This window comes from Sphingomonas sp. PL-96, assembly GCF_020707215.1.
Taxonomy (GTDB): Bacteria; Pseudomonadota; Alphaproteobacteria; order Sphingomonadales; family Sphingomonadaceae; genus Sphingomonas.
On the sequence record NZ_JAJFET010000005.1, the window covers coordinates 60,456 to 81,060 of the forward strand.

Here is a 20,605-nt window from a genome sequence, read left to right on the forward strand (position 1 = left end):
CGCAGAACGTCGCTAAGTGGCTGCTAAACAACGGACTTTAGTCGGCGTCCGTGCGGCTGGCCCACAATCCTTCCCACCGGCCGCGAAAATAATCCGCCGCTGTCCACTCGTGTGCGCCTCATATGACGCTTACCGGCCAAGCCTTGAGCAGCCTTGCCTGCGTCTCACATGAGGCATATATTAGCATCACGTGAGACGAGGAACGGCATGGCTACTCAACCCGCATCGATCGAAGCGCTCTTGGGCGTACCGGTGGGCAAACAGGCCTCCCGGCTCGCTTTGGCCTACTCCATCGAGGACGGCCTACCCGTGACAGCGCTCGACCGCCTGGCCCACACAGTGGCGCCTGACGATGCCCGCTTCAAGTTCCGCCTGATCCCGAAAGCCACGCTGGAGCGGCGGCGCAAGTCACCCTCCAAGCGGCTGACCAGCGAGGAAGGCGACCGGCTGGCGCGCCTCGCCAAGGTGTTCAGCTTCGCACTCGACATCTACCAGGCGCCCGAGAAGGCGCGCGAGTTCCTGACCCGCCCGCACCCCATGCTTGACGGCAAGCCGCCGCTGGACGTGGCGCTCGCCACCGGACCCGGCGCTGACCTCGTCATCAACCTGCTGGGGCGGGCGGCCTACGGCGGCGGCGCGTGAAGGGCGGCAAGACTGACCGCGTCCTAACCGCCTTCCGCATCGGCGACCCGGATGGAGCCCACCCGATCTACGACAGCGAAGGTGCGCGGCTATACCCCGGGCGCTGGAACACGGCGGCGAGCCCAATCATCTACACGTCGGAGCATTACTCGACCGCGATGCTGGAGAAGCTGGTCCACGCCAACAATGTGCTGCCGGCAAACCAGCACTACATCCGCATCACGATCCCGAACGGCACCAGCTACGAGGTCTTCCAGCCCGCCGCGCATCCGGGCTGGGACGGCAAGGACGAGAGCATCTGCAAAGCTTTTGGAATCGCTTGGTATGAGGAGCAGCGAACCGCGCTCCTGCTCGTGCCATCCATTCCGGCGCGGCTTGAGCGAAATATCCTGATCAACCCGACGCACGCGGATGCCTCCGACATATCCTATGAGCTGCCAGAGCCGGTATGGTGGGACGAGCGGCTGTACGGTTGAACAATTGCTAGACACGCTCCGCAGCAGACGGGGATCTCCACAATCCTCAGTCCAAACGCGCCGGTTCAGGTGGAGAGCGGCCTGTCCGCTTTCCAACGACAAGTCCACCTAAGCGGACGCTCATCCATAAAGCTGGCGATTGCAGCTAGTGCCCTCATTGCCGCCGTTCAGATTGGCTCAGCGTGATCGTGAAACCTGCCATTCGTTCATCCGGCTCTGGGCGACAGCGGGAACGACCGACATTGGGACTTTCCGGCCATGCAGACGCGACATGTCGAACGGCAACTCCTGTCAGAAGCCGTCGTTCAGACCTCACCCGGCGTCCCGGAACAAGAGAAACTGGGCCGATTTCGGAATAGCGGATTTTATCGCGCGAGACCCGACTTCCATAATTGGCCTATGCACTATCGCAAACCGTCGGGCCGTGCGCGTCAATGATTTGCGAACGCCGCTATATCAGGGGTCCTTGCGAATAAAAGGATCGCCATAGAGCGACATGGCCAGAGCGCGCTTGGGGTCCCAACTGGTTTTGTCGGAAACGTGGCGGTTGGCCACGTGGCAAGCATCCAGCACTACCATACCTCCCTGCCACGCCTTCAGGAAAGCGTCCAGCCAAGGCCGTGCGACAAAAAACGGTATCGGCCAAGCCGGCCCGATCACGGCGGCGCTGCCGCGCGCGAGGATTTGCTTTGCGAGTCCGATCGCCATCCCGGTTTCCGGGTGAGGATCGATGCGGCCGCCTGAGCACACGAACAGGATCGTCAGGCGGGCCTTGCGGGTTACCTCGGCGATCTGCGCAATCTCGGTAACGCCGTGACCGTCGTCGCTCAGCGACCGGAAATAGCGGTTCACCTCGGTCAGTCCGCCGTGCGCGCCGATGATCGCGACGTCGGTATCGGCAAATCCCGGTGATGGCTGGTTGCCGCGCTCAAGCTCGACACCGTGACCGGTCAGGATCGGCGCCACCTCATCTGCCATCATGGCAAGGGGACCAGTTTCCCCGCCAGCCGGGGAAACCGGAATCCACATGCGCGCTGCACCGTTCCCCTTCCGGTCGAGCTGACGTGATGCGGTCAGCCATTCGAGCGAGGGTGTCACGCCGACCGCATGATCGAAGCCCGCGCAGTTACCGTCGATCGTCAGGAGATTGGGCGGGAAACGCTGCAGCCGCGCATCGGCAACGATGATCGACCGCTTGGGCAGCTTGGTCAGCCCCAGGTTCGCGACGCTGTCGCGCATCTCGTCCTGGTCTACCGACTCCAGGGAATAATCCCTGGGGAAACGCTCGCTCCAGCGATTGAGCGCTTCAGCAGAGAAGGTGTTCTCCGGCTCGACCGTGAGGTCGGAAATATCGCCATTCTCGAACTCGACGGTGGCAAGCTGCCTGTCGAACATTGCCATGCCGACGATCGCGGTGTCCGCTCGGCTGAGCTCGATCGCCGCCTCGTAAGGAGCCTCTGCTCGTGTCAGCAGGCGCTCGACCTCGACAAGCGTGCCGTCGGCAGCCCGAAGCTCGATCGCGCGGTCCGCTGAGGCTTCCACAGCGTAGGTCAGCGCTTTGGGGTCGACTTCGGCCAAGGCATTCCCGACGAGCGTGCGTGTCATGACGCGCAAGTGCCTCAGGTCGTAGCCCGCATCGATAGCGTAGCGGGCATTGTCGAGGCCACGCGCCACGTCGGCGATGTCGGCAAGTGTCGGCACCCGGCTCGCTGCCCGGATCATAGGCTGGCGCTCAGGCGGGAGCTTGCTGACAATCTGCTTGAGGAGTGCCTCGGCGGACGCGACCTGTTCGGGAACTCGGTTGCCGCCGATGTGGACCAGCGTGTTCAGGGCCATCGCAATCGGCAGCAGGTCATCGCTCCGGTCGATCACTTCCGCCGCGTTGGCGGCCGCTGCGTCGAACAGTTCAATCAGCTCCTCATCGGACCCGCCATCGCGGGAAAAGACAGCTGTCGCGGCCTGAAGCGCCATGGTTGCAAGGCGAAAGCCGTCACGCTCAGCAATGCCCAGCTGCTCAAGGGCTTCCTGCGAACGATCAAGCAGCGGCAAAGCGAGGTCGGCCATTCCGGCGTCGCGAAGCAGCCGGAACAGCAGGTTCGTCTCGAACCAAATTTCATCCCAGGATGCCTTCGCGCGCGTCTCCAGCGCAGCCGCCATCGCGACCATCGCTTCGGTGCTCATGCCAACGCGCGCGTAGATGTCCGCGAAGCTGAACAGGGCTATCCGGTGCCGCTCCGGACGGTCGCCGCTGTTCGTGACAATGAACTCGGCGATGTCGCGGGCGGCCTGTCCCTTGCCCGCGACCGCGAACTTGCTGCCCACGGTCCGAGCGATCGTCAGATCCTCGTCACGCTGCTCGGCGAGCGGGGCGATAGCGTTGGCGGCCGCAAGATACATGTTGGGCAGGACAAGATCATCCGTTTCCGCGATGCGGTCCCCGGCATAGTCCGCTTGGATCAGGATCGAGGCGATGAGCGCGTCCGCGGATACGTCGAGCAGCTCGGCCGGAAAGCTATGCTGTCCTACCACCCAAATGCCTTGGCCCTTGTCGGCGAGCCATTTCCAAATACGCTCCAGCGGCGCCTTGGTCTGATCCGCCGGAATAACCGGCGGGCGGTCGGCGATCTTGGGTCGCGGATCGATCGGCGGCCTCGCGACCGAACGCTTGAGGAGGGCGGTGACGAGGATCGCCATCCCGCGCGTACCAGTCTCAGTCGGGCCGAGCAGCCTGGCCAGCCGCGTGCGAACGCGTCCGTCACCTGGATGGGTCGCCAGGAACGCGATCGATCGGTCCATGACCTGCTCGACCATCGGATCGTCGCTCGACAGGGCCGCTGCCTGGAGCGCCGTGCTGGCCAGGCGAATGAGGAGGAGCAGCTCCCGGCTGGTTACCTCGGCATTGCGCCCGAGCAAGAACGCGAAGCTCTCGGCCACCCGACCCGCGCGCTCGAGCTGGAGCGCGATCTCTACGCCGCCATCGCCAACGAACTCGGGAAGGTCATCGGCGATCGTCGCGTGAACCATGTAAGGGTTCCAGCCATCGGCTTGCGTGCCATCGGCAAGCAGGCGGTAGAAGGATATTTCGTCCTCGTGATCGCTGTCGGTCATCGATTCCAGGATCGTGTTCGCGCGACCGTAGTCACCTTGGCATGCCGCCACGACCACGTCGTGCCGCTGCAATGTCGGCGCGTTGGGATGAAGCCGGCGGAACGCCTCCAGCACGGCTGACCGAAGTCGTTGACCACGCAGCCGCAGCGCGGTGTCGAGCGCCTGGGCGAAGTCTTCGCTGTCGCGAATGTTCGGGAGCGCCTGCGTGATAAGCGCTTCCGCGAAATCGTCGATGTCGGCAGTTTCAGACAGCCGCGCGATCGCCAAAGCCTGCCGCACGGGCAGCTCGACCAACATGTCCGACTTGGCCTGAAGGAGATCGCGAAACGGGTCCGAAAGACCTGCCCTGGAAAGAAACTCGAGTTTCAGGAAGAAGCGCTGCCGGTCGGACAGGCTGTCATCGCCATCGATTTCCTTGATCACGCCCCCAATACCGCCCGCATCGACGGCATCATTCCACCGCGAAACCCTGGCAGTAACTTCGTCGGCATCGATAGGCTCAGCTCCGGCGATCTCACCGGACACAAATCCGGCGTCACCGACCGACTGCAGCAGATCCAGCGACTCCTTTCGCTGAGGCGGAAGAAAGCCTGAATCGAGCGTGACGTAGATTTCGTTGGCCCGGCAAAGCGCGTCGACCTCGGTCAGGAGCTGGTGGAGATGTGCTGCCCGCACTGTCTCCTCCAGCTGGCTGCCGTTAGGAATTTGTGTGGCGGCCATACGATAGCGGCCGGCCTCGACAACGATGATGGCAGTCTTCGTGGGCGCCGCCGAGAGCGCCCGGACCAGCGCATCACCGTCGTAGCTATCCGTGAACTGCAAAGATAGGAATGAGAATGCGGCCTCACGCATCTCGGCAGTGGCCGAGCCGCTGGAGACTTCGGTGAGGGTGGCATCAACAGCTTTTCTCAACTGATCCAGGGCGGTCGCCTGTTCGTCCGCGGTCGAGGGCGGAAGAACGATCCAGACCTGGTCCGCCAGACGGCCTCCATTTTTGTCGCCGCGGATCGAAAAATAGGCGGCGAGCTCGCCCAAACGGGCAAGGTCCTTGTCGGACCCTACGGCCAGAAGATCCGAATGGCCCCATTGCATCGCTCCTTGCCCCATGAAAGTCATCCAAGTGAGCTTTTCGCTGGCGGGGGTCTCCGATTGTTCTGTCACTTCAACCTTCTACCCTATTTGCGCGAGTGACGGCCTTGTATTGACGCGGTCGGTCGCGGGTGGAAATCTATCCATTGGGATCAGCATTGCCGGGTCCGTAATGGTGTCCATCAAGGCGAGGTCATATCGACACGGGCGGAGGGCGAGTTCGTGCTTCCACAATTCTAGACAGCCGGAGTCGCGATAAACTTTGGCGATGACGCCGTCCCATTCGGGATAGGATGATGTCGCCTGGCGGTAGCCTTTCGATATTGCCCCGCTTCATCCGCCCCGCCTCACGGTGAAAATCAACGAGTACCCGTCTTTGATCGCGCCGCCGTTGAAATTCTCACGCGTCAGCGACACCGATCCGAATGGAATATCGGCCTCAAAATCCTTCAGCGATGCGATCTGCACCTTGAGCCGTTCCACGGCGTCGAAGCTCACCGCCTGCTCCAGCAGGTGCATGGCGTGGAGGAGAAACATATCCTCGGCGTCGGTGCGGTCGGCAGTCATGTTGACGTTAAGCTTCACCTTCAGAACCGTGGCCGCGTGTTGCGTGCCGTCGATGTAATAGGCGATGTTGTTGCGGCAGATGCCGTCACCCTTCCCGAGTTCGCGCATCGGGCTCGAAGCGCCCCATTCATCCTCGTATCGGTGATTATAATGGCCCGTTTCCACGCCAACGTCCGCGAGGAACTGCATCGCCAGATAGGGCGACCAACCTTCTTTTGGCGGCACGGTGGGAGGGCTCGCTTCCCGTTCCTTCAATGCCAGCAGCGCCGTCAGCGTGTGCTTCAGCTCAACCTTTTTCGCCGGGCGCGCCGATTGGATCGATTTTCGCCAGCGTTCCAGCAGATCGAGATCGGTTCGAATGCGCGTGATCGCAAGCCACCGCGCATAGGGAACCAGCGCCTTCTCGATAGCGAAGATCGAGATGGTCGTGAACATCTCATTGTAAGCGACATAGGTCCGCCACGCGTACAGGAACGGCAGGAAGGCGACGGACAGGATGATCGGGATGACCAGTTCAAGCCAGTTTGCCCATGTGAACGTGTCGCGCCACAGTTCGACCGACTTCCACAGGCTGAACCCGATATAGGAAGATCCAATCAGGCCGGAGAGACAGCCCATAAGTTTGGCGACGGGCGCGTGCTCCGGTTTGTGCTTGGCCATTTCCGCCATCAGGACGACGACGGTGACAAACGGCAGGGCGATCAGCTCCACGATCAGCGGGAAGCTGTAGAGTTCCGCGATGAAGGTGACCAACACCGCCACGCTGAGGATTTCCGCCGTGATCTTGCCGAGCCCCGCCTTGCGGTTCTTGGCCGTCGCCACCTCGAACATGGTGACGAACGCGAACGTCACGAGCCAAAGAATGGTGGTTTTCAGGTTTGCGACTGACCACCAGCCCATATAGCTGAGTAGGAAAATCTCGCCGCTAGCGTATAGTGCGGCGATCCCAAGTGGTATAATAAGCGCAGGCTGAAACAGCGCCCTTATCACAGCGCCAAGGCTATCGCGCGTAGATTTGTTGATCAGCACAAAGGCCACAAAGGCTGCCAACCAGGTTGCCGACGCTATCTCCCGGTCGCTTATGGAATTGATGATGGCGTTCATCCCAGCACAGGACACAATATCGCCGAGGGCTGCAATGGGGTGGCGTGACTTCGGCACATGGCGCCGGATGTGCCTGGCGGCAGAGGCTGCGACTGCGCGTCCTTATTCCGCCAGCAGCTGCCGAAAGCAGACAGCCCGCTACCGGCCCACCTATGGTTACTGGCATATGCGAATGACTCGCGAGTCCGCCAGGCGATCGGCTGCTTGCGATGCTCTGGCCGCCGGCGTGCCGAGTTCCACGAGGTCCGTGGTGCAAACCATCGGGTTACGAATGGAACACCAGCGCGGAAGTTGTGGGTATTATCCTGTGGCAAGAGGCGAAATGCAGCGGCATCCTGTCCGGCATGGATACCGAACTCCCCAGCTGGGCCGACGCTGAATTGACGCGTGAGTTGCCGCACCTGGCGGCGGCGAGCGAAACGCAGACGGTCGAATTCAAGCGCGAGTTCCCGAAGCATGCCGGCGATCTTGCCAAGGAAATCGCGGCGTTCGCGACGTCAAATGCGGGCATGATCCTTCTCGGTGTAGAAGACAGCGGCGAGATCATCGGTATTCCGGAAGGGGCACAGGATGTCGTCCGGCGGGGCATTCGCGAGCGTCTCGAGGGTATCTTCAATCTTGTCCGGCCCACGATCACGCCGGGCATCCGGTTTGCGGTTTTCGAGGACAAGGTCGTCGCGGCGATCACGGTTCCGAAAGGCGCCCAGCCCATCTACTACGCTTCCAGCATTCCCTATCATCGTTTGCTGACGGCGGCCCGGCCGATGGCACCAGACGACGTCATCGAGGCGGTGCTTTCCTGGAGCACGGCTCATGGCCAAGCGTCGCCCGAGGCCGAATTCCTCGGAGGACTGGCACCTTTCTGGGCTCAGGTGGACTTGACGGTTTCTGAGCGGAAGCTCCGCCAACTGAACCCATGGGCCGAGAATGTCCGCTGGACTGCGGGGCATCAGGCTGACCTTGCTCGCCGCTTCGCCGCGAGCGTACCGCACGAGCTGGAAGCCCTCGCTGAGCCTTTGGACAAGCTCGCGTTGGCACTGGAAGTGATCGCACAGGAACGTCCCATGCTTTCCGGACCCAGCCTCGAGGTTCTCGGTGCAATCCAGGATGCGGAGCAAATCGTCGAGAGAGTTCGCGCCAAATACCTCGGCCCTGGAAGGTTCAACGCCAAGGTAGCGGCCGATCAGAGGGCGGTGGTCGTCTCTGAGGCCAAGCTTCTCAGCCGTCTGATCGAGCGGATTGAGGCAGATTCGAGCGGCTCAATCTATCAAGCTGCGCAGACGGAGGCGAGCCAGCGTGGGGAAGCGCTCTTCTACGTAGCCTCAATCGGCGCCGGCGCGGGAGACGCGGCCGCCCGCGCGGAATTGCGGGAGATTGCCGTAGCGCTCCGCGCTATCGAGAAGATGTCGGTGTACATGGATGGTGGCAAATCGCTCCTGAAGATTTTCGATGCCGTTCGCGATGCCGATCGTCGTCTCAAGCAATGGCTGCGCCTGGGGAGGCGTGATGGTGCTGGGGGGGCGGCACTATGAGCAACGCGCGGTAGCGCTGTGAGATCGTAGTGCTGCGCGGCTTCCTTGGGCCGCGCGGCGCCTTCCGTCGACTAGCTCTGCGAATGTCCGACTAAGCTGTTACGGCACCGAAAGCTGCCGGGCCGATAACGGCCCAAAAGCCGCTTGGTGGGTGTTGGGGGAGCTGCCGGTCAGCAATGCGCCCTCAATCCGGTCATCGGAGCGCATGGCCGTCACTCCCCTTAGCGGACATTTTGAACCTGACTTGTGACCCTTTAGAAGCCCCGGAAAACCGTGTCTACGTTGGCCGCGTCAGAACCGCCCGGTTGTGACACCAGGGTACGTCACATAGTGGCCGTTGCAGGCCAGCAGTTCGGGTGAGCGAAACGGGAAAGCTGCCCCTTCCTTCAGCCGTAGAGGATCTCCGGCCCAAGGTCCGGCACCACCCACCACTCCACTATACGGTCGGCGCGGATGTTGAAGCCCTGCTTGGCGAGTGCGTCGGCGTCACGCGGGTGGAGCCGGCCCTTCGATCCGTGGCTTCCGGTGCCGTTTGCGTTGACGACGGCTAGTTGGCCGCCCTTGCGGCCGTAGACATGCGCATGCACCGAACCATCGCCGCGTCAGTGGGTCGGCTGATCAATGCGGATGTTGCGCTCGAAACGCCCATCGACAAACTTGCCCTCGTCCAGACGCTGGAAAGTGACGCCGTCCGCCGTCAACGTCACGTCGTCGATGAACGGCACGCCATCCTCCTCGCCGGCTACGAAGTCCATGAGCTTGCGCATGATGTCGCCGGCGCGGCCGGTCACGCCCGAGCCGCCGCGCGCACGTAATACTGATGGTTAGAGGACGATTTCTCGACCGCGCGAATGCCGGTCTGAGCGCCGTCGACCTCAGCCTTGAACATGCGCCCCCCGCGCAGCCGTGCACCCTTGCTGAACATCTCCCAGCGCGCCGTAGGGAACAGGTCCTGGAGCTTGAACTTCTCGTTCGGTTCCCTCTTGGCCGCCAGCTTGAGCGCTTGCCTGACGATCTCGCCCGCCTCCCGCTCGTCGGTGAGCTCACCGCACTCCTTCAGAAAGAGCGCGGACACGCTGGGCAGGCCCGCCCGCTTCCTCTTCTTGGTCAGCGACGCGTAGGCTGCGTCGTCAACGATGGTCTTGATGACCGGCATATCACTGGCCTCCTATTAAGAGAGGTACCTATAATATGCGGTGACGATGTCAAGACACGCGACGCCGCAACATCCGAACGCGCCACCAAGTGATCCGTGAGGCCATGGTTTCTCCAGCAGTCGCACCCATCTTCCGCGTCATGACTCCAGAAGCGCCCCCGCCAGCCCCGAAGCGTCCGGACGATTTCCCCTTTGCCGAGTGGCAGCTCGGCATCGAGGACGCATCCACGCGGCTGACGGGACGGGTGCGCCACTGCGCGGGAAACGCGTTCCTGCACCTGAGGAAGGCTTGGCGGCTACACGGGGTCGATGACGAGATGTCCGCATTTCACGCGATCACCGCCGAGGAGGAGGCGGCGACCGCGCTGATACAGGCGCTCAAGGCGCGCCGCTACGCTGGCGCCGACCGCCTTCGGCCCTGGAATCACGTGCACAAGAGCGCCTTCTGGCCACTGGTCGAGGCCGTTAACCGCGTCCTGGTCGCGTCAGGCATGCCGGCACCGAAGGTCGCGTTGTCCCGGTTTGGTAAGCCGAGGGTGTCCATCCGGATCGACGTCGCCGCCATGGCAGGATCGCCGGAGCCGCTCTGGGGAGAGCCAGATCACCCGCTGAACTTCCTGATCCGCGCAGGCGCCGCCTCGGCGCCGCTTGTCCACCTGTTCGAGGAACAGTTCGCCGAGCTGGCGAGCGAGAGCGGGACGGGCTCGCTGAAGGCGCGCATAGAGCGCGAGGCCAACGCACGCAACGAGCTGCTTTACGCGAGCGATCAGGGATGTCCGCGCGCGTCGTTCGATGACGACATGCTGATGAACCGGGCGAACCGGGTGTGCGTTCTCGTGATGCTGGCAATCATCGTCATGCAGACGCCCGAGCATCAGCTGTTCGTCACGCAGTGCCTGGAATCGCTGCTTCGCATGCTCGCTTCCGTCGAGGGCATCGATTTCGACTACTCGTCAGCGGCTGTGCCAGTTGAGCGCCAGCTGCTCACCATTTGCCGCGCGCCCGGCGAGCCGGCGCGCATCTCGCTGCGGCGCCCGGTGGCGGTGACCGGCAGATGGGGTGACGGCGGCTACGTGCCTAAACAACCGCTCCGACCGACCAGCGCCTCGGTTGGCTTCGACGATCGTCCGCCCGCAGACGCCGGCCAAGAGAACGATTGACCAGTCGCGGCATCGGGTTTCCAGGCACAGCTGGGCTTAGATGCCGTTCGGACCGGCGGCGCCACAACCGACCGGTTGTGACACCGACGAAGCCCTCGAATCGGTCAAGCCGATAAGTTCGCCAGCTTCATGACTGAGACGCGGCACACGGCTCGGGACGCCTGTGCTGCTTCGTCCTAGCTATCGGCCGTTCGTGCCCGCCGAGTGCCAGTGTCAATCATTCATCGACATCATCAAAAATCGTCGCCAGTTGATCGGTAGGACTGAGCGCGGGCGTGACTGGCGACGTGCTGGCACTGCTGTCCTCCTCGTCTTCTTCGAGGCTATCAGCAAATTCTTCGATCCTCTTTGCAGCAGCCGCAGCCTCGGTCGCAAGTTCGCTATTTTCTGGATAGAAATTGGAGAATGTCTCGATAGACTCCTTGAGGTCTCGCATCAGCTGAGCACGGTCGCCTGAGGTGAATTGATCGTTCCATCTGGATGGGTAACGACCATACTCCTCCACAATCTCAGTCCGAAATCGCCTTGATAGGTCAGCAAGCTCCGCCTGCGTGAACAGGGCACGCACCTTAGCATCGCGGAAGGGTTCGGCGTCTGCCCAGCTTAGGCAGAGATCCGTTATGCGCTCAACAGCGGCAAGCCGCACGGTTTCAGGTAGCAGCCCAGTCTCACCCACCTTGGCGATGAAATCTAGCTCCGTGTTGAAGATCATATCGGAGCTGATGCGGGAAACAATCGGAAGCAAGTCACCGGCTCGCTCGACATATCGGCCCAGGAACTCTGCGTCGCTGCGATAAGCTGCGAAGCGCAACAACTCTCGATGACCAAGGTCCTTCTCAGACATTCTGTCGATTAGCATGTCGAAGTGACTCTGCGGAACATGCACGCTGGCTCCCTTGAGTTGTACGGGTCCGCAGACAACCTCGGAAAGCAGCTTTTCAAGCTTGGCGCCACCAATGTAGAGTTCAATCATTTCAGGAGATTGAGCAACCAACTCGGCGAAGGCATCGGCAATGGTCGGATGCTTGAAGGTCCAGCGTCTCCCTTCAGGTGCTTCGACCAGCAGCGTCAAGCTACCCTGCAACGCCTCCATGGCGCGGGCGATATCGGCAAGCGCGACGCCGGTTAGGCGGCGGACGGTATCAAGCGCGTCCGAGGCGGCGATCGGCGACGGCACTCCGGCGGGGCCATGCAGGAAAATAAGGGCGATCGCACCGCGTTCGGGTTCGGCAAGCCCACGCAGAACGTCTTTTAGAAATTCGAGCGGTTCCTCAAAGAATTCTGAGATGCCTTCTGCCGACACGATAAGGTCACCGGTGAAGAAAGTTGAGCCGAGCCGGCGCGCGGTCTCGGGTAGGAAATCGGGATTTGTGGCAATCGCGGGCATGAAGGGCTTGAGCGATTTACGCAGCTCACGTGTCTGATCGCCGAGCCGCAGATGATTGTAGAGGATCTGGGCGCGTTCGAGATCGCTTAGACCCTGCACGTCGATGATAACTTGTGAATTTGTAAGCAGCGGAAACTCGGAAAGCTTTAGATCGCGCTGCGCGGCATTCCAGATGTAGGTGCGAGAGGTCATGAGGATGCGCGCGCCGGCCTTCACCGCCGCGCGGATCAGTTTTAACCGGCTGTTCCAACCGTCAACGCGCGAGCGCTGATACTGGGTTTCGCCAAAGGCGTCGTCGATCCAGAAGAACTGGCTGGGTTCGTTTGGATTCCAGTGCCGCTCAAAGCTCTCCCCATCAGAAATTCGCACCGTGCCGATTGCGCCATCATCGAGCGCGCCTATTGCAAGGCTAGCGCCGATCGTCGATTTGCCACTTGCCGGGTCTCCGAGCAGGAGTACGAAACGGTGCTGCTGTAGTGCCTCAACGCTCTGGCGATGCGCGGTGGTAGTGACGAAGGCGGCGAGATCATCGCCCATCGCGCTCAGGATATAGCGTGCTTGGAGATAGGCGCGCTCATCGATGATCTGCGAGAGATCGCCCAGGCCATAGAGGCGCGGAACCATCATGCGCAGGCGGGCTCGCCCTCGAATTTCGCTGGTCAGCCACTCGCGGCCGAGCACGCGCGCGCCGGTTGCACCTGCAGCAATGAACGCTTCACTGATCGCCGCCTCGGTCTCACCCGAGACGCCGGCATTGGTCATCAGCACATAATCGTATGCGAGCCCACGTGCGGCGAGCGAAGCAATCTTGGAGAGCTCGGCCGAGATGTCCGCCAGTTTCAGCGTTGGATTGGCCTTGCCGGTGAACTTGCATTGGATGGTCGACTTGGCGTCCGGCACGTCCGGCGCGCCGGGCCAAGTGCCCCAGAAGGCGCCATCCCGGCCGCCATCCTTGGATGGCAGGAAGGTCTGAACGGGGCGCTCAAGCACTTCCGACGCAACCGCGACAGCGAGATCTTGGAACGCTTTCCAGCCAAGCGTGTGGAGAGCGAAGTCAACCTCGCTCGCCTGTGTCATTGCGAGCGAGCCCTGCACGATCGGCTTTAACAGGGTGGAGGTCACGCCATCATAGCCATTTTTCTGAGCCAGCTTTCAATCTCGCCGTTTGGATCACGAGCGCGAACCTGATCCGCAGTCATGTAGCTGAAGGCTTTTGACAAATACCCTTTGGCTTTGTCGGCCCCCATTCTTCCATCGAAGTTTCTCTTGGCCGAAAGTGCGATCGCAAAAGCTTCGGGGACCGACGGCAGTCCATCGGCAGGGTGGTCAACGCAAACCACTTCGATGTCGAAGGCAGCCTTGATCGCGTCTGCGTGCAAGTAGCACTCGATCTCATGCTTCTGGGTCTGGACCGCCCATGAGCCAAGGCCGTCGGCGCGCCCGTTCACCTCGGCGACCGATGCCGCATATTTTGCGACGTCGGAGTCGTAGATGTGCGCCTCGGGTCGCTGGATGTTGCGCAGGTAATTCTCTGTCACCCAGTGCTTGAGCGTCGAGCCGCCGGCCGGAATGAGCGCGAAACGCTCATCGGTCATAAGATTCGGTATGGTGTCGTCTTCCGCGTGCAATGCGGCACTCAGACACTTCAGGGCGGTCACGTCCGTCGGGCCCTCGACACAGATGAGGACACGAACGCGACTGTCCGGGGTAAGGCCTAAAGTTTTTGCCACCGTGTCGAACACGTCCACCCCGGCCTGGACTACGGGCGTCGCCGGCGGACCTTCGCTGGAGACGAACCGGATGCTCTCGATGGGGAGGTCGGCTGCCAGCCCTGGACTGTGGGTCGTTAGGATCACTTGGCAATGAGGTGTCGTCGCTATCTCCTTGAACGCGTCGATAAGAACCCGCTGGTTCGCCGGATGCTGCGACGTTTCAGGTTCCTCGATCGCATAAATCAGGTTTCGCTTTGCGGAGCTCGACAGCTTGCGCTCAGCTTCAGCCTTGAAGAAGCTGACCAGGATGAGTCTGCGTACGCCGCTTCCGCGCTTGTTGAGAGGAATACGGTCATCGGTGTCCATGCCGAGCGAGAACAGTCCCATCCACTTTGACGCGGTGGGCGGGATGAACTTCGGGGAAAGCGAATTTGCTAGCTTGGGATCGATGCTCTTGAGAGCTTCGTGGGTGAGTGTTGCAATCTCCTCCGTCTTGGCTTGCACAAGCCTCTGGATAGACTCGATCGCTTCCTGAGCCTCCGAGATCGCCGCTGCGATGGCGCCTTTCAGCGGATTCTGCACTTCGCCATCTGAATCACGGCTCTGACGATCGCTCTGGAAGAGCGCGAACATAGGCAGATGCAGTTCCAGCTGATCCCAGATGCGCTTGCTGTCCTCCTTGGGCTTCGACACCGGGATGCGCGCTTCCACTAAAGCGAGTTCGGGGCAGGACTCCCAGAGAGCCCGACGCATGCCCGGATTGCCTTTCAGGGAAACGTCGAGGGACCGCGCCTTCACAAGAGCCTGCAGCTCCTTCTCCTTCAATTCTAGGAGGTTATCCAACCCCGACGCGCTTGGATGGCTAGCGACGATGAAGGTTTCACATGTTGGGGTCTTCCTTGAGCAATCGTAGACGCGCGCGATCTTTAAAGTGCCGCTAGCGGTCAGTAGGTACTCGTCTGCGAGCGTTGTTGGAGCTCCGGCATCCAGAGTGATCTCATCGGGAAGGTCCGAGAATTCAGCCGTGATGCTGACAAGGGCCGAACCGCTGAAGACATTCGCATCGGCTTGATCTATCTTCACTACATCATTGTTAAAGAAGATTTCGAGGGCCTCGAGCAAGCATGACTTTCCAATATCGTTCCGACCTATGATCGTTGTTAGATCCGAAAACCCGATGGTTGTCGCAGTTTGATAAGCTCGAAAATTCTCAAGCGTCAGCGAAACCAGCCTCACCGTGATGCCCCTTTGATTTTTCAGAAGATTGCCGCGCTTGTCGTCGCGTAGCAAGCGGGTCTGAAACCAACTTGTGGCTATCACTCTCAATCAGGCCTTAGGTGTCACAACCGAGCGGTTGTGACACGCGCTGAAGGGCAGCTTTTTGCCCTTCGCGAACGGAAAGTTGCCAGTCAGCAACCGGCCCAATTCCGGCCGTAGCACCTTGCCTGAGATACCGTCCGCTTACGGCTCGCGGCCAAGGTGGCGCGAACGTCCGCTTCTAGGTCGTAAGCGCAGCCATAAACGAGCGGCAGGGTTCTGACAGACAACGTTCTGTCACTTTGACGAAGGCTTCTCCTACAGGTTTAGAGCAGAGAGACACTAGCCCGCTCCTTTGTATAGCGACGCGGCGAAAGGTTCATCGTCGTCCAAGCCGCCGGTCGACTTCCTCGTCACCGTCCCAGCGTCGGGCTTCATGTTCATAGCTGCTAGCGAGCCGATCAAGCGCCTGTGCCGCAAACGGCGAGGCGGCGCGCATCGCGTCGGCTCCACGCTGGAACTCGGCGGCGAGCGCCCGCTCCTGCTCACCCCCTGGCCCTCGCCAGACGACCCCGCGCCTGTTCATCTTACCGACGATAAAGCCGTCGGCGATTTCCTTAGTCCCGACATGCGCCAAGGCCTGTCGCACCGCTTCGTGGGGCCAAAGTCCGTCCGCTCCGACAGGCGATGAGGCCAGCAGGTTGCCGATCACGTCGTCGGTAATTTCGCCGCGCGCGGCCTCTCGCGCCAGCTCGCGAGCTGCATCGAGCCATGCGATCATCGCGTCGACGTCGATCGGGCCGTCGCCGCCTGCGCCTGGCAGCCATCGCGCCTCGCGCAAGACCCGCCATGCCGTGTTCGCCGCCTCGGGCGCCACCTCACCGGCATCGACCTGACCGTCATCGCGCTCGTAAATGAGCTTCACAAGGTGGACAAAATCACCGGCATGGTGCGCGAGCACCCAATCGAGGTTCGGCGTTCCGTGCTCGCTATGTTGGAACAGCGGGTTGAGGGCGAACTCGATGCCCGCCAGCTCGGCCCGTGACAGGGCGCCGCTGTCCGACACGTGCGCCAGCGCCTTACCGAGATGCCAGCCGTCCGGGCAGGCAACGGCGACGTCATCACCGCCCGACGTCCTCATGGCAACCAGCACGCGCGCGAGCAGCGCTGGCTCGACGGTTTCCAGCACCATGCCAAGCGCCCGAAACGCGCCAAATGGCCGACCGACGTCGAGGAGCCGGTCGATCATAAACGCTGTGTCGAGCGGGTTCAGTCGAAAGGCGTCAACACTCGCCTTGCGCCAGTAATCGTCAGCAAGACTCTGGTGGCGCTCGGCGATCAGACGCCATGTGGCGCCCTCCGCCGGCGCCGCCAGCAGAACGCGCAATTTGTCCGCGTTCGCCAGGTGGTCGCCTGCGAGCAGGCTGGTCAGAATAGACTGACGCGGCTCGTCGTCCACGGTCGACAGCAAGGCGCCGAGCGCCGCGTCGGCTTGAGCTCCCAACTCGCCATGTCTCAGCAGTTCGCGCGCCCAGAAGGTCACGCGTGCCGGCTCGATCTGCGCCAGCAGGTGACCGATCACCCAACTGGCATTTCCGCCCTGGATCAGCGACAGGACACCGTCGACGCCGCTATTGCTCACCACCTCACGGAGTGCCGCGGTCCGCTCGACTTCGATGCGTTCGGGATGCCGCCGCCAGCCCTCCTCGTCATCAATTGCATAGCCCGACTCGGGCACCCAATGCTCCGCGAACAGCCAGCGGTGTCGCTCGATCAGGTCGGTGGGCGCGAGCGCCTCGGCTAACGCGGTGATCCGTTCTTCCCATGCGGGCAGCTCGCCATTCGCACTGCGCTTTCGTCGACTTAGATCGCGCCGCAGCCGCTCACGCAAGGTGGCGCGATCGTTATCAGCAGCGGTCCGCGCCCAGCTTTCGGCTCGATCCAGCAGGGTGAGTACTGCCTCGTCAGGAAACTCGTCGACCAGGGTTAGCACGTCGCCTAATTGCGCGGCTGAATAGCTGGGCCAGGCCAGCATCAGGTCGAGCGCCCCCAGCATGGTCGCGCGCACATCCGTCGTGAGCGGACGGTCCCCCGCGCCGGCGGGGACCTCGCGCCAGCGCGGCCGTACGTTCGGGCTGGCGTGACCCATGCGCGGGAACTGTTCGAGCAGCAGCCGCCATGCGACCGGTGACCCGGTTGCTGCAAGCTTGCCCATGGCCGCTACCCGTTCCGCCACGCTCGCCGCAGTCTGGGGCAGCCAGCAGCGGACAAGGGAGCCGAGCGAGGCTTCAGGCTTGTTGGCCCAGTTGTCGCTGATCTCCACCTCGCTTAGTCGGGCCAAGATGGCGAACACGCGGGCGAACCGACGCGGCTCCCATGCCAGCAGCTCCAGCGCCCACAACAGCTCCGTGCGTTCGCAGCGGCCATGGGTTGAAGTGACGGGCCGAAGCAGCGCGAAGATGGTCGGCTCGGCCTGCCGCAGATCAGCCTCGACCGCATCCAAGAAGGTGTCAGGCGACGCCTCCGCCAGCCAGCGCAGGTGATGCTGCGCCAGCCATCGTCGCGGGCTGGGATCGCGCAGCACCGCCGCGACCACCCGATCCACGCGGGTCGCGAACGAGCCTAGGCGCGCGCCCAGCAGTCGATCGCCCTCGATCGCCAGCAGTACCAACATCTCGCCGACGGCGTCGCGCAGCGCGCCGCTGACCTCCGCTTGCACGCCATAGATGCCCGCCGCCCAGCGCTTGTCCTCCGGCAGGTCGAGCCGGGGGTCGTCCAGCGTCAGCACCAACTCCGCCACACCCACGAATCGCGCGAGATCCTGTTCGGTCAGCGCGTGGTGAATGGCGAACAGCGCGTCCTTGCGCGATACGACGCCCCGAAAGCCGGCCGTAGCCCAGACCGGCGCGTCGGCCAGGGCCGCCAGTTCGGCAAGGTCGCGCTCGACAGCCTCGATGGGCTGACCGGCCATTTCCGCCACGCAGGCCTCGTCTGCTCCATCGCCCGCGCGCCAGGCGCCCGCTAGCAGGATGGGCATCAGCTTGCGGCAAAGGTCCGGGTCGCGTGCCCAGTCAGGCGTACGTAGAATTGGCGCGATCGCCAGCCGACGACGCAGGATGGTGGGTGATCGGCCGGCTTCCGTGGTCAACCGGTCGCGCTCCTGCTCGGCCACTCCCATGTCGCTGAGCGCGGCCTCGAAAGCAGCGCGTCCGGCGGGGCCGAGCGCCACATCTACCTCCACCGGTACCGTGGCATGCGTTCTCGCGAAGAGGATGTGGTGGCTGCCGGCCGCAGTGGCCGCCAGCGCTTCCGCTTGCGGGTGCGCGATGACGATCAGGCCTGAACTACGCTGGACGAGCAGTCCAGGTAGGGCAGGCGGATCGTCAACCACGATTGCACGCTCGCGCTCCGTCTCGGGCAGCGCGGCGGCGACATAGGCCACTGCCTCGCCAACGGAGTCGGCCGTCACGACCCAGGGCCGATGCGGCGGCTGTTCCCGCCAAGTGGAGAACCGTGCAGCCGCCTCCGCGACCGGCTCATCGAAGAGCTTGGGTGAAAGGGCAGGGCGGCACGCCTGCGCCCAATTCATCCAAGCTTGGTCAAGCGGGCGAAGGCCGACCGTCGGTCGCCCGAGCTCGCCAGCAAGCCACAACCGCGTCGCCGGCGACTGCTCGAGCCACTGCGCAAGGTCTTCGGAGTCATAGGCGCGGACGTCAGCCCAGAGCTGCTCGCGCCGGCGCTTCTCCATCCAGCTCCCTTTGCCCGGCCAGCGACGCGCGGTGACGAACAGGAAGGTCGTCGCCTGCTTCTCCTCGGCTGGCAGCGTTGCACGTCCCCGCCAGTCACGGTTCGGCTTGCCCGGATTGTCATTCGCGACGCTCAGCTCCCAGCCCACCCGGCCCGCCGGGACCCACGAACTGACGCCGATCGCTTCCGTCCAGCCGTCCCATCCCGGCCGCTGCGCCTCGTCGTAGCCGGGGAAGTCAATCGCGCTAAGCGCAATGCCAGTCTCCTGCACGAGACGCCTGACCAGCACTGGCAGCAGCGATCGCGCACTGAGACGGTCAGCCCACCCGGCGATGTCGAGAGCTGTGATCGTGAGCGGGGCAGGCACGCGATATATGTATAATGGTTCGCTACTTGTTCAAACTAGCTGACATCGTAGTGCCCGCACGTTCGGATGAACGGATGAACGGATGAACGGATGACCGAAGCCGGCGAAGAAAGTCGGCATGAACCGCCGTAAGTGGGTCGAACGCGTCGCTCGCTTGCCGCTTCGCCTCGCTGGCTTACCCGAGTAAGGCTGGGGCTAGGGGGCTTGCATGGCGCTTGGCGTTTTCGTTCACCGCACTGACTCGATCTACGACGACAGCCCGGCTGAGCGGTACCAGTTTCCGGCGCAGTACCTCGGGCGGGCCAGCGCCTGCGTGGGGGATTGGGTCCTGTACTACGAGCCGGTAAAGGTCAGGGCCACGCGCGGCTACTTCGCCGTGGCGCGCGTGCAGGAGATCATTCCTGACCCTGTAATCCGCGCCATGTACGTGGCCGTGATCGAGCCCGGCAGCTATCTGGAGTTCGCTAATCCCGTCTCCTTCAATGGACCTGACGGTCTGGTCGAGCGAGGCTTGCTCAATGAGCAGCAGCGCGTCTCGGGGCGGGCGCAATCGGCCGTGCGGCCGATCTCCACGACCGACTTCAACCGCATCCTGGACTTCGGTCTGGGCGACGACGAAGCGCTCCTCCCCCGCATCGACAACGCGGCCGGATCGGTTCTCCAAGAGGAACGAGCGCCGTTCGCTTTCGAGCACGAACGAGAGCGGATCAACACCTACACGTCGCGCATCTTTCGGGATCGGGTGTTCCGCAAGGTTGTGTTGCGCGCCTACGGCGAGCGCTGCGCGATCACCGGGCTTCGGATCATCAACGGCGGCGGCCGCGCTGAAGCCGAGGCCGCTCATATCCGGCCTGTGGAGGCGAATGGTCCAGACATCGTGACGAATGGTCTGGCACTCTCTGGCACCGTGCATTGGATGTTCGATCGGGGGCTGATCAGCCTCTCTGACGACCTCGAAATTCTCGTGTCGCGCCAAGCGAACGACCCGGACAGCTTGCACGCGATGATCAACCGAACCGGTCGCGCTCTGCCCACCATCCGCGCCCTCGATCGTCCTCACCCGCACTTCCTGGCATGGCACCGAGAGCACTGCTTCAAGCAGTAAGATGCCGCCTCGTACCCACGCTCAACGATCAAACTGGCCCCTTTTATGGCGGCGCTGCCGATCCCGCCGGAGAAGCTCAGCTAGGCTCGATCTAAGGGCTTTAGCTGGCTCCAGCTCGTCCATCTTCGGAGGGGATTTTTTAGCACACCCTATGCGGCGAGCCCGCAGGTAAGTGTCGGAAACTACTCGCCAATCT

13 protein-coding genes are annotated in these 20,605 nt (G+C 62.5%); 5 read left to right on the forward strand and 8 right to left on the reverse strand.

Translation table 11 applies throughout. From position 1 onward, the window contains the following. The first annotated feature begins 207 nt into the window (after positions 1-207). Together LK533_RS10790 and LK533_RS10795 are read left to right on the forward strand one after the other, a co-directional pair. Positions 208-642, forward strand: a complete 435-nt coding sequence (locus LK533_RS10790) for an antitoxin Xre/MbcA/ParS toxin-binding domain-containing protein (RefSeq protein ID WP_229362879.1) — start codon at positions 208-210, stop codon at positions 640-642. Further along, entirely contained in the window at positions 639-1,118 is a 480-nt protein-coding gene (locus LK533_RS10795) for an RES family NAD+ phosphorylase (protein WP_229362880.1), read from the forward strand. The genes LK533_RS10790 and LK533_RS10795 overlap by 4 nt, the downstream gene beginning before the upstream one ends. Before the next feature lie 456 nt (positions 1,119-1,574). On the opposite strand, the gene LK533_RS10800 is transcribed toward LK533_RS10795, so the two are convergent. Next, a complete protein-coding gene (locus LK533_RS10800) occupies positions 1,575-5,387 on the reverse strand; it encodes a hypothetical protein (RefSeq protein WP_229362882.1) in 3,813 nt (1,270 codons plus the stop codon). A 261-nt stretch (positions 5,388-5,648) separates the two neighbouring features. Beyond that, positions 5,649-6,986 (reverse strand): hypothetical protein, encoded by a 1,338-nt coding sequence (locus LK533_RS10805; RefSeq protein WP_229362883.1) that lies wholly within the window; start codon positions 6,984-6,986, stop codon positions 5,649-5,651. Positions 6,987-7,330: 344 nt separating this feature from the next. On the opposite strand from LK533_RS10805, the gene LK533_RS10810 reads away from it, so the two are divergent. Beyond that, complete coding sequence (locus LK533_RS10810; protein WP_229362884.1) at positions 7,331-8,518, forward strand: helix-turn-helix domain-containing protein; 1,188 nt, start codon at positions 7,331-7,333, stop codon at positions 8,516-8,518. A 386-nt stretch (positions 8,519-8,904) separates the two neighbouring features. Here LK533_RS10810 and LK533_RS10815 read toward each other — a convergent pair whose 3' ends face one another. Genes LK533_RS10815 through LK533_RS10825 form a run of 3 tightly spaced genes read right to left on the reverse strand, consistent with a single transcriptional unit; the run spans position 8,905 to position 9,674 of the window. Beyond that, positions 8,905-9,105 carry a hypothetical protein gene (locus tag LK533_RS10815; protein WP_229362886.1) on the reverse strand — a complete coding sequence of 67 codons (201 nt, stop codon included), beginning with the start codon at positions 9,103-9,105 and terminating at the stop codon, positions 8,905-8,907. 15 nt (positions 9,106-9,120) lie between these two features. Then, positions 9,121-9,309, reverse strand: coding sequence for a hypothetical protein (locus tag LK533_RS10820; protein WP_229362887.1), 189 nt, complete (start codon positions 9,307-9,309; stop codon positions 9,121-9,123). Beyond that, positions 9,306-9,674, reverse strand: coding sequence for a DUF1413 domain-containing protein (locus LK533_RS10825; RefSeq protein ID WP_229362888.1), 369 nt, complete (start codon positions 9,672-9,674; stop codon positions 9,306-9,308). The genes LK533_RS10820 and LK533_RS10825 overlap by 4 nt, the downstream gene beginning before the upstream one ends. Before the next feature lie 89 nt (positions 9,675-9,763). On the opposite strand from LK533_RS10825, the gene LK533_RS10830 reads away from it, so the two are divergent. Next, on the forward strand, positions 9,764-10,834 hold the full coding sequence (locus LK533_RS10830) for a hypothetical protein (RefSeq protein ID WP_229362889.1): 1,071 nt from the start codon (positions 9,764-9,766) through the stop codon (positions 10,832-10,834). Between the two features lie 217 nt (positions 10,835-11,051). On the opposite strand, the gene LK533_RS10835 is transcribed toward LK533_RS10830, so the two are convergent. From LK533_RS10835 to LK533_RS10845, 3 genes are all read right to left on the reverse strand, one after another. Beyond that, positions 11,052-13,343: an ATP-binding protein gene (locus LK533_RS10835; protein WP_229362890.1), complete on the reverse strand. Its 2,292-nt coding sequence runs from the start codon at positions 13,341-13,343 to the stop codon at positions 11,052-11,054. Next, entirely contained in the window at positions 13,340-15,223 is a 1,884-nt protein-coding gene (locus LK533_RS10840) for an ATP-binding protein (protein WP_229362891.1), read from the reverse strand. Before LK533_RS10840 ends, LK533_RS10835 begins: the two co-directional genes overlap by 4 nt. Positions 15,224-15,569: 346 nt before the next feature. Then, positions 15,570-19,304, reverse strand: coding sequence for a hypothetical protein (locus tag LK533_RS10845; RefSeq protein ID WP_229362892.1), 3,735 nt, complete (start codon positions 19,302-19,304; stop codon positions 15,570-15,572). A 208-nt stretch (positions 19,305-19,512) separates the two neighbouring features. Here LK533_RS10845 and LK533_RS10850 point away from each other — a divergent pair, with 208 nt between their 5' ends. Then, positions 19,513-20,409 (forward strand): HNH endonuclease, encoded by an 897-nt coding sequence (locus tag LK533_RS10850; RefSeq protein ID WP_229362893.1) that lies wholly within the window; start codon positions 19,513-19,515, stop codon positions 20,407-20,409. The last annotated feature ends 196 nt before the right edge of the window (positions 20,410-20,605 follow it).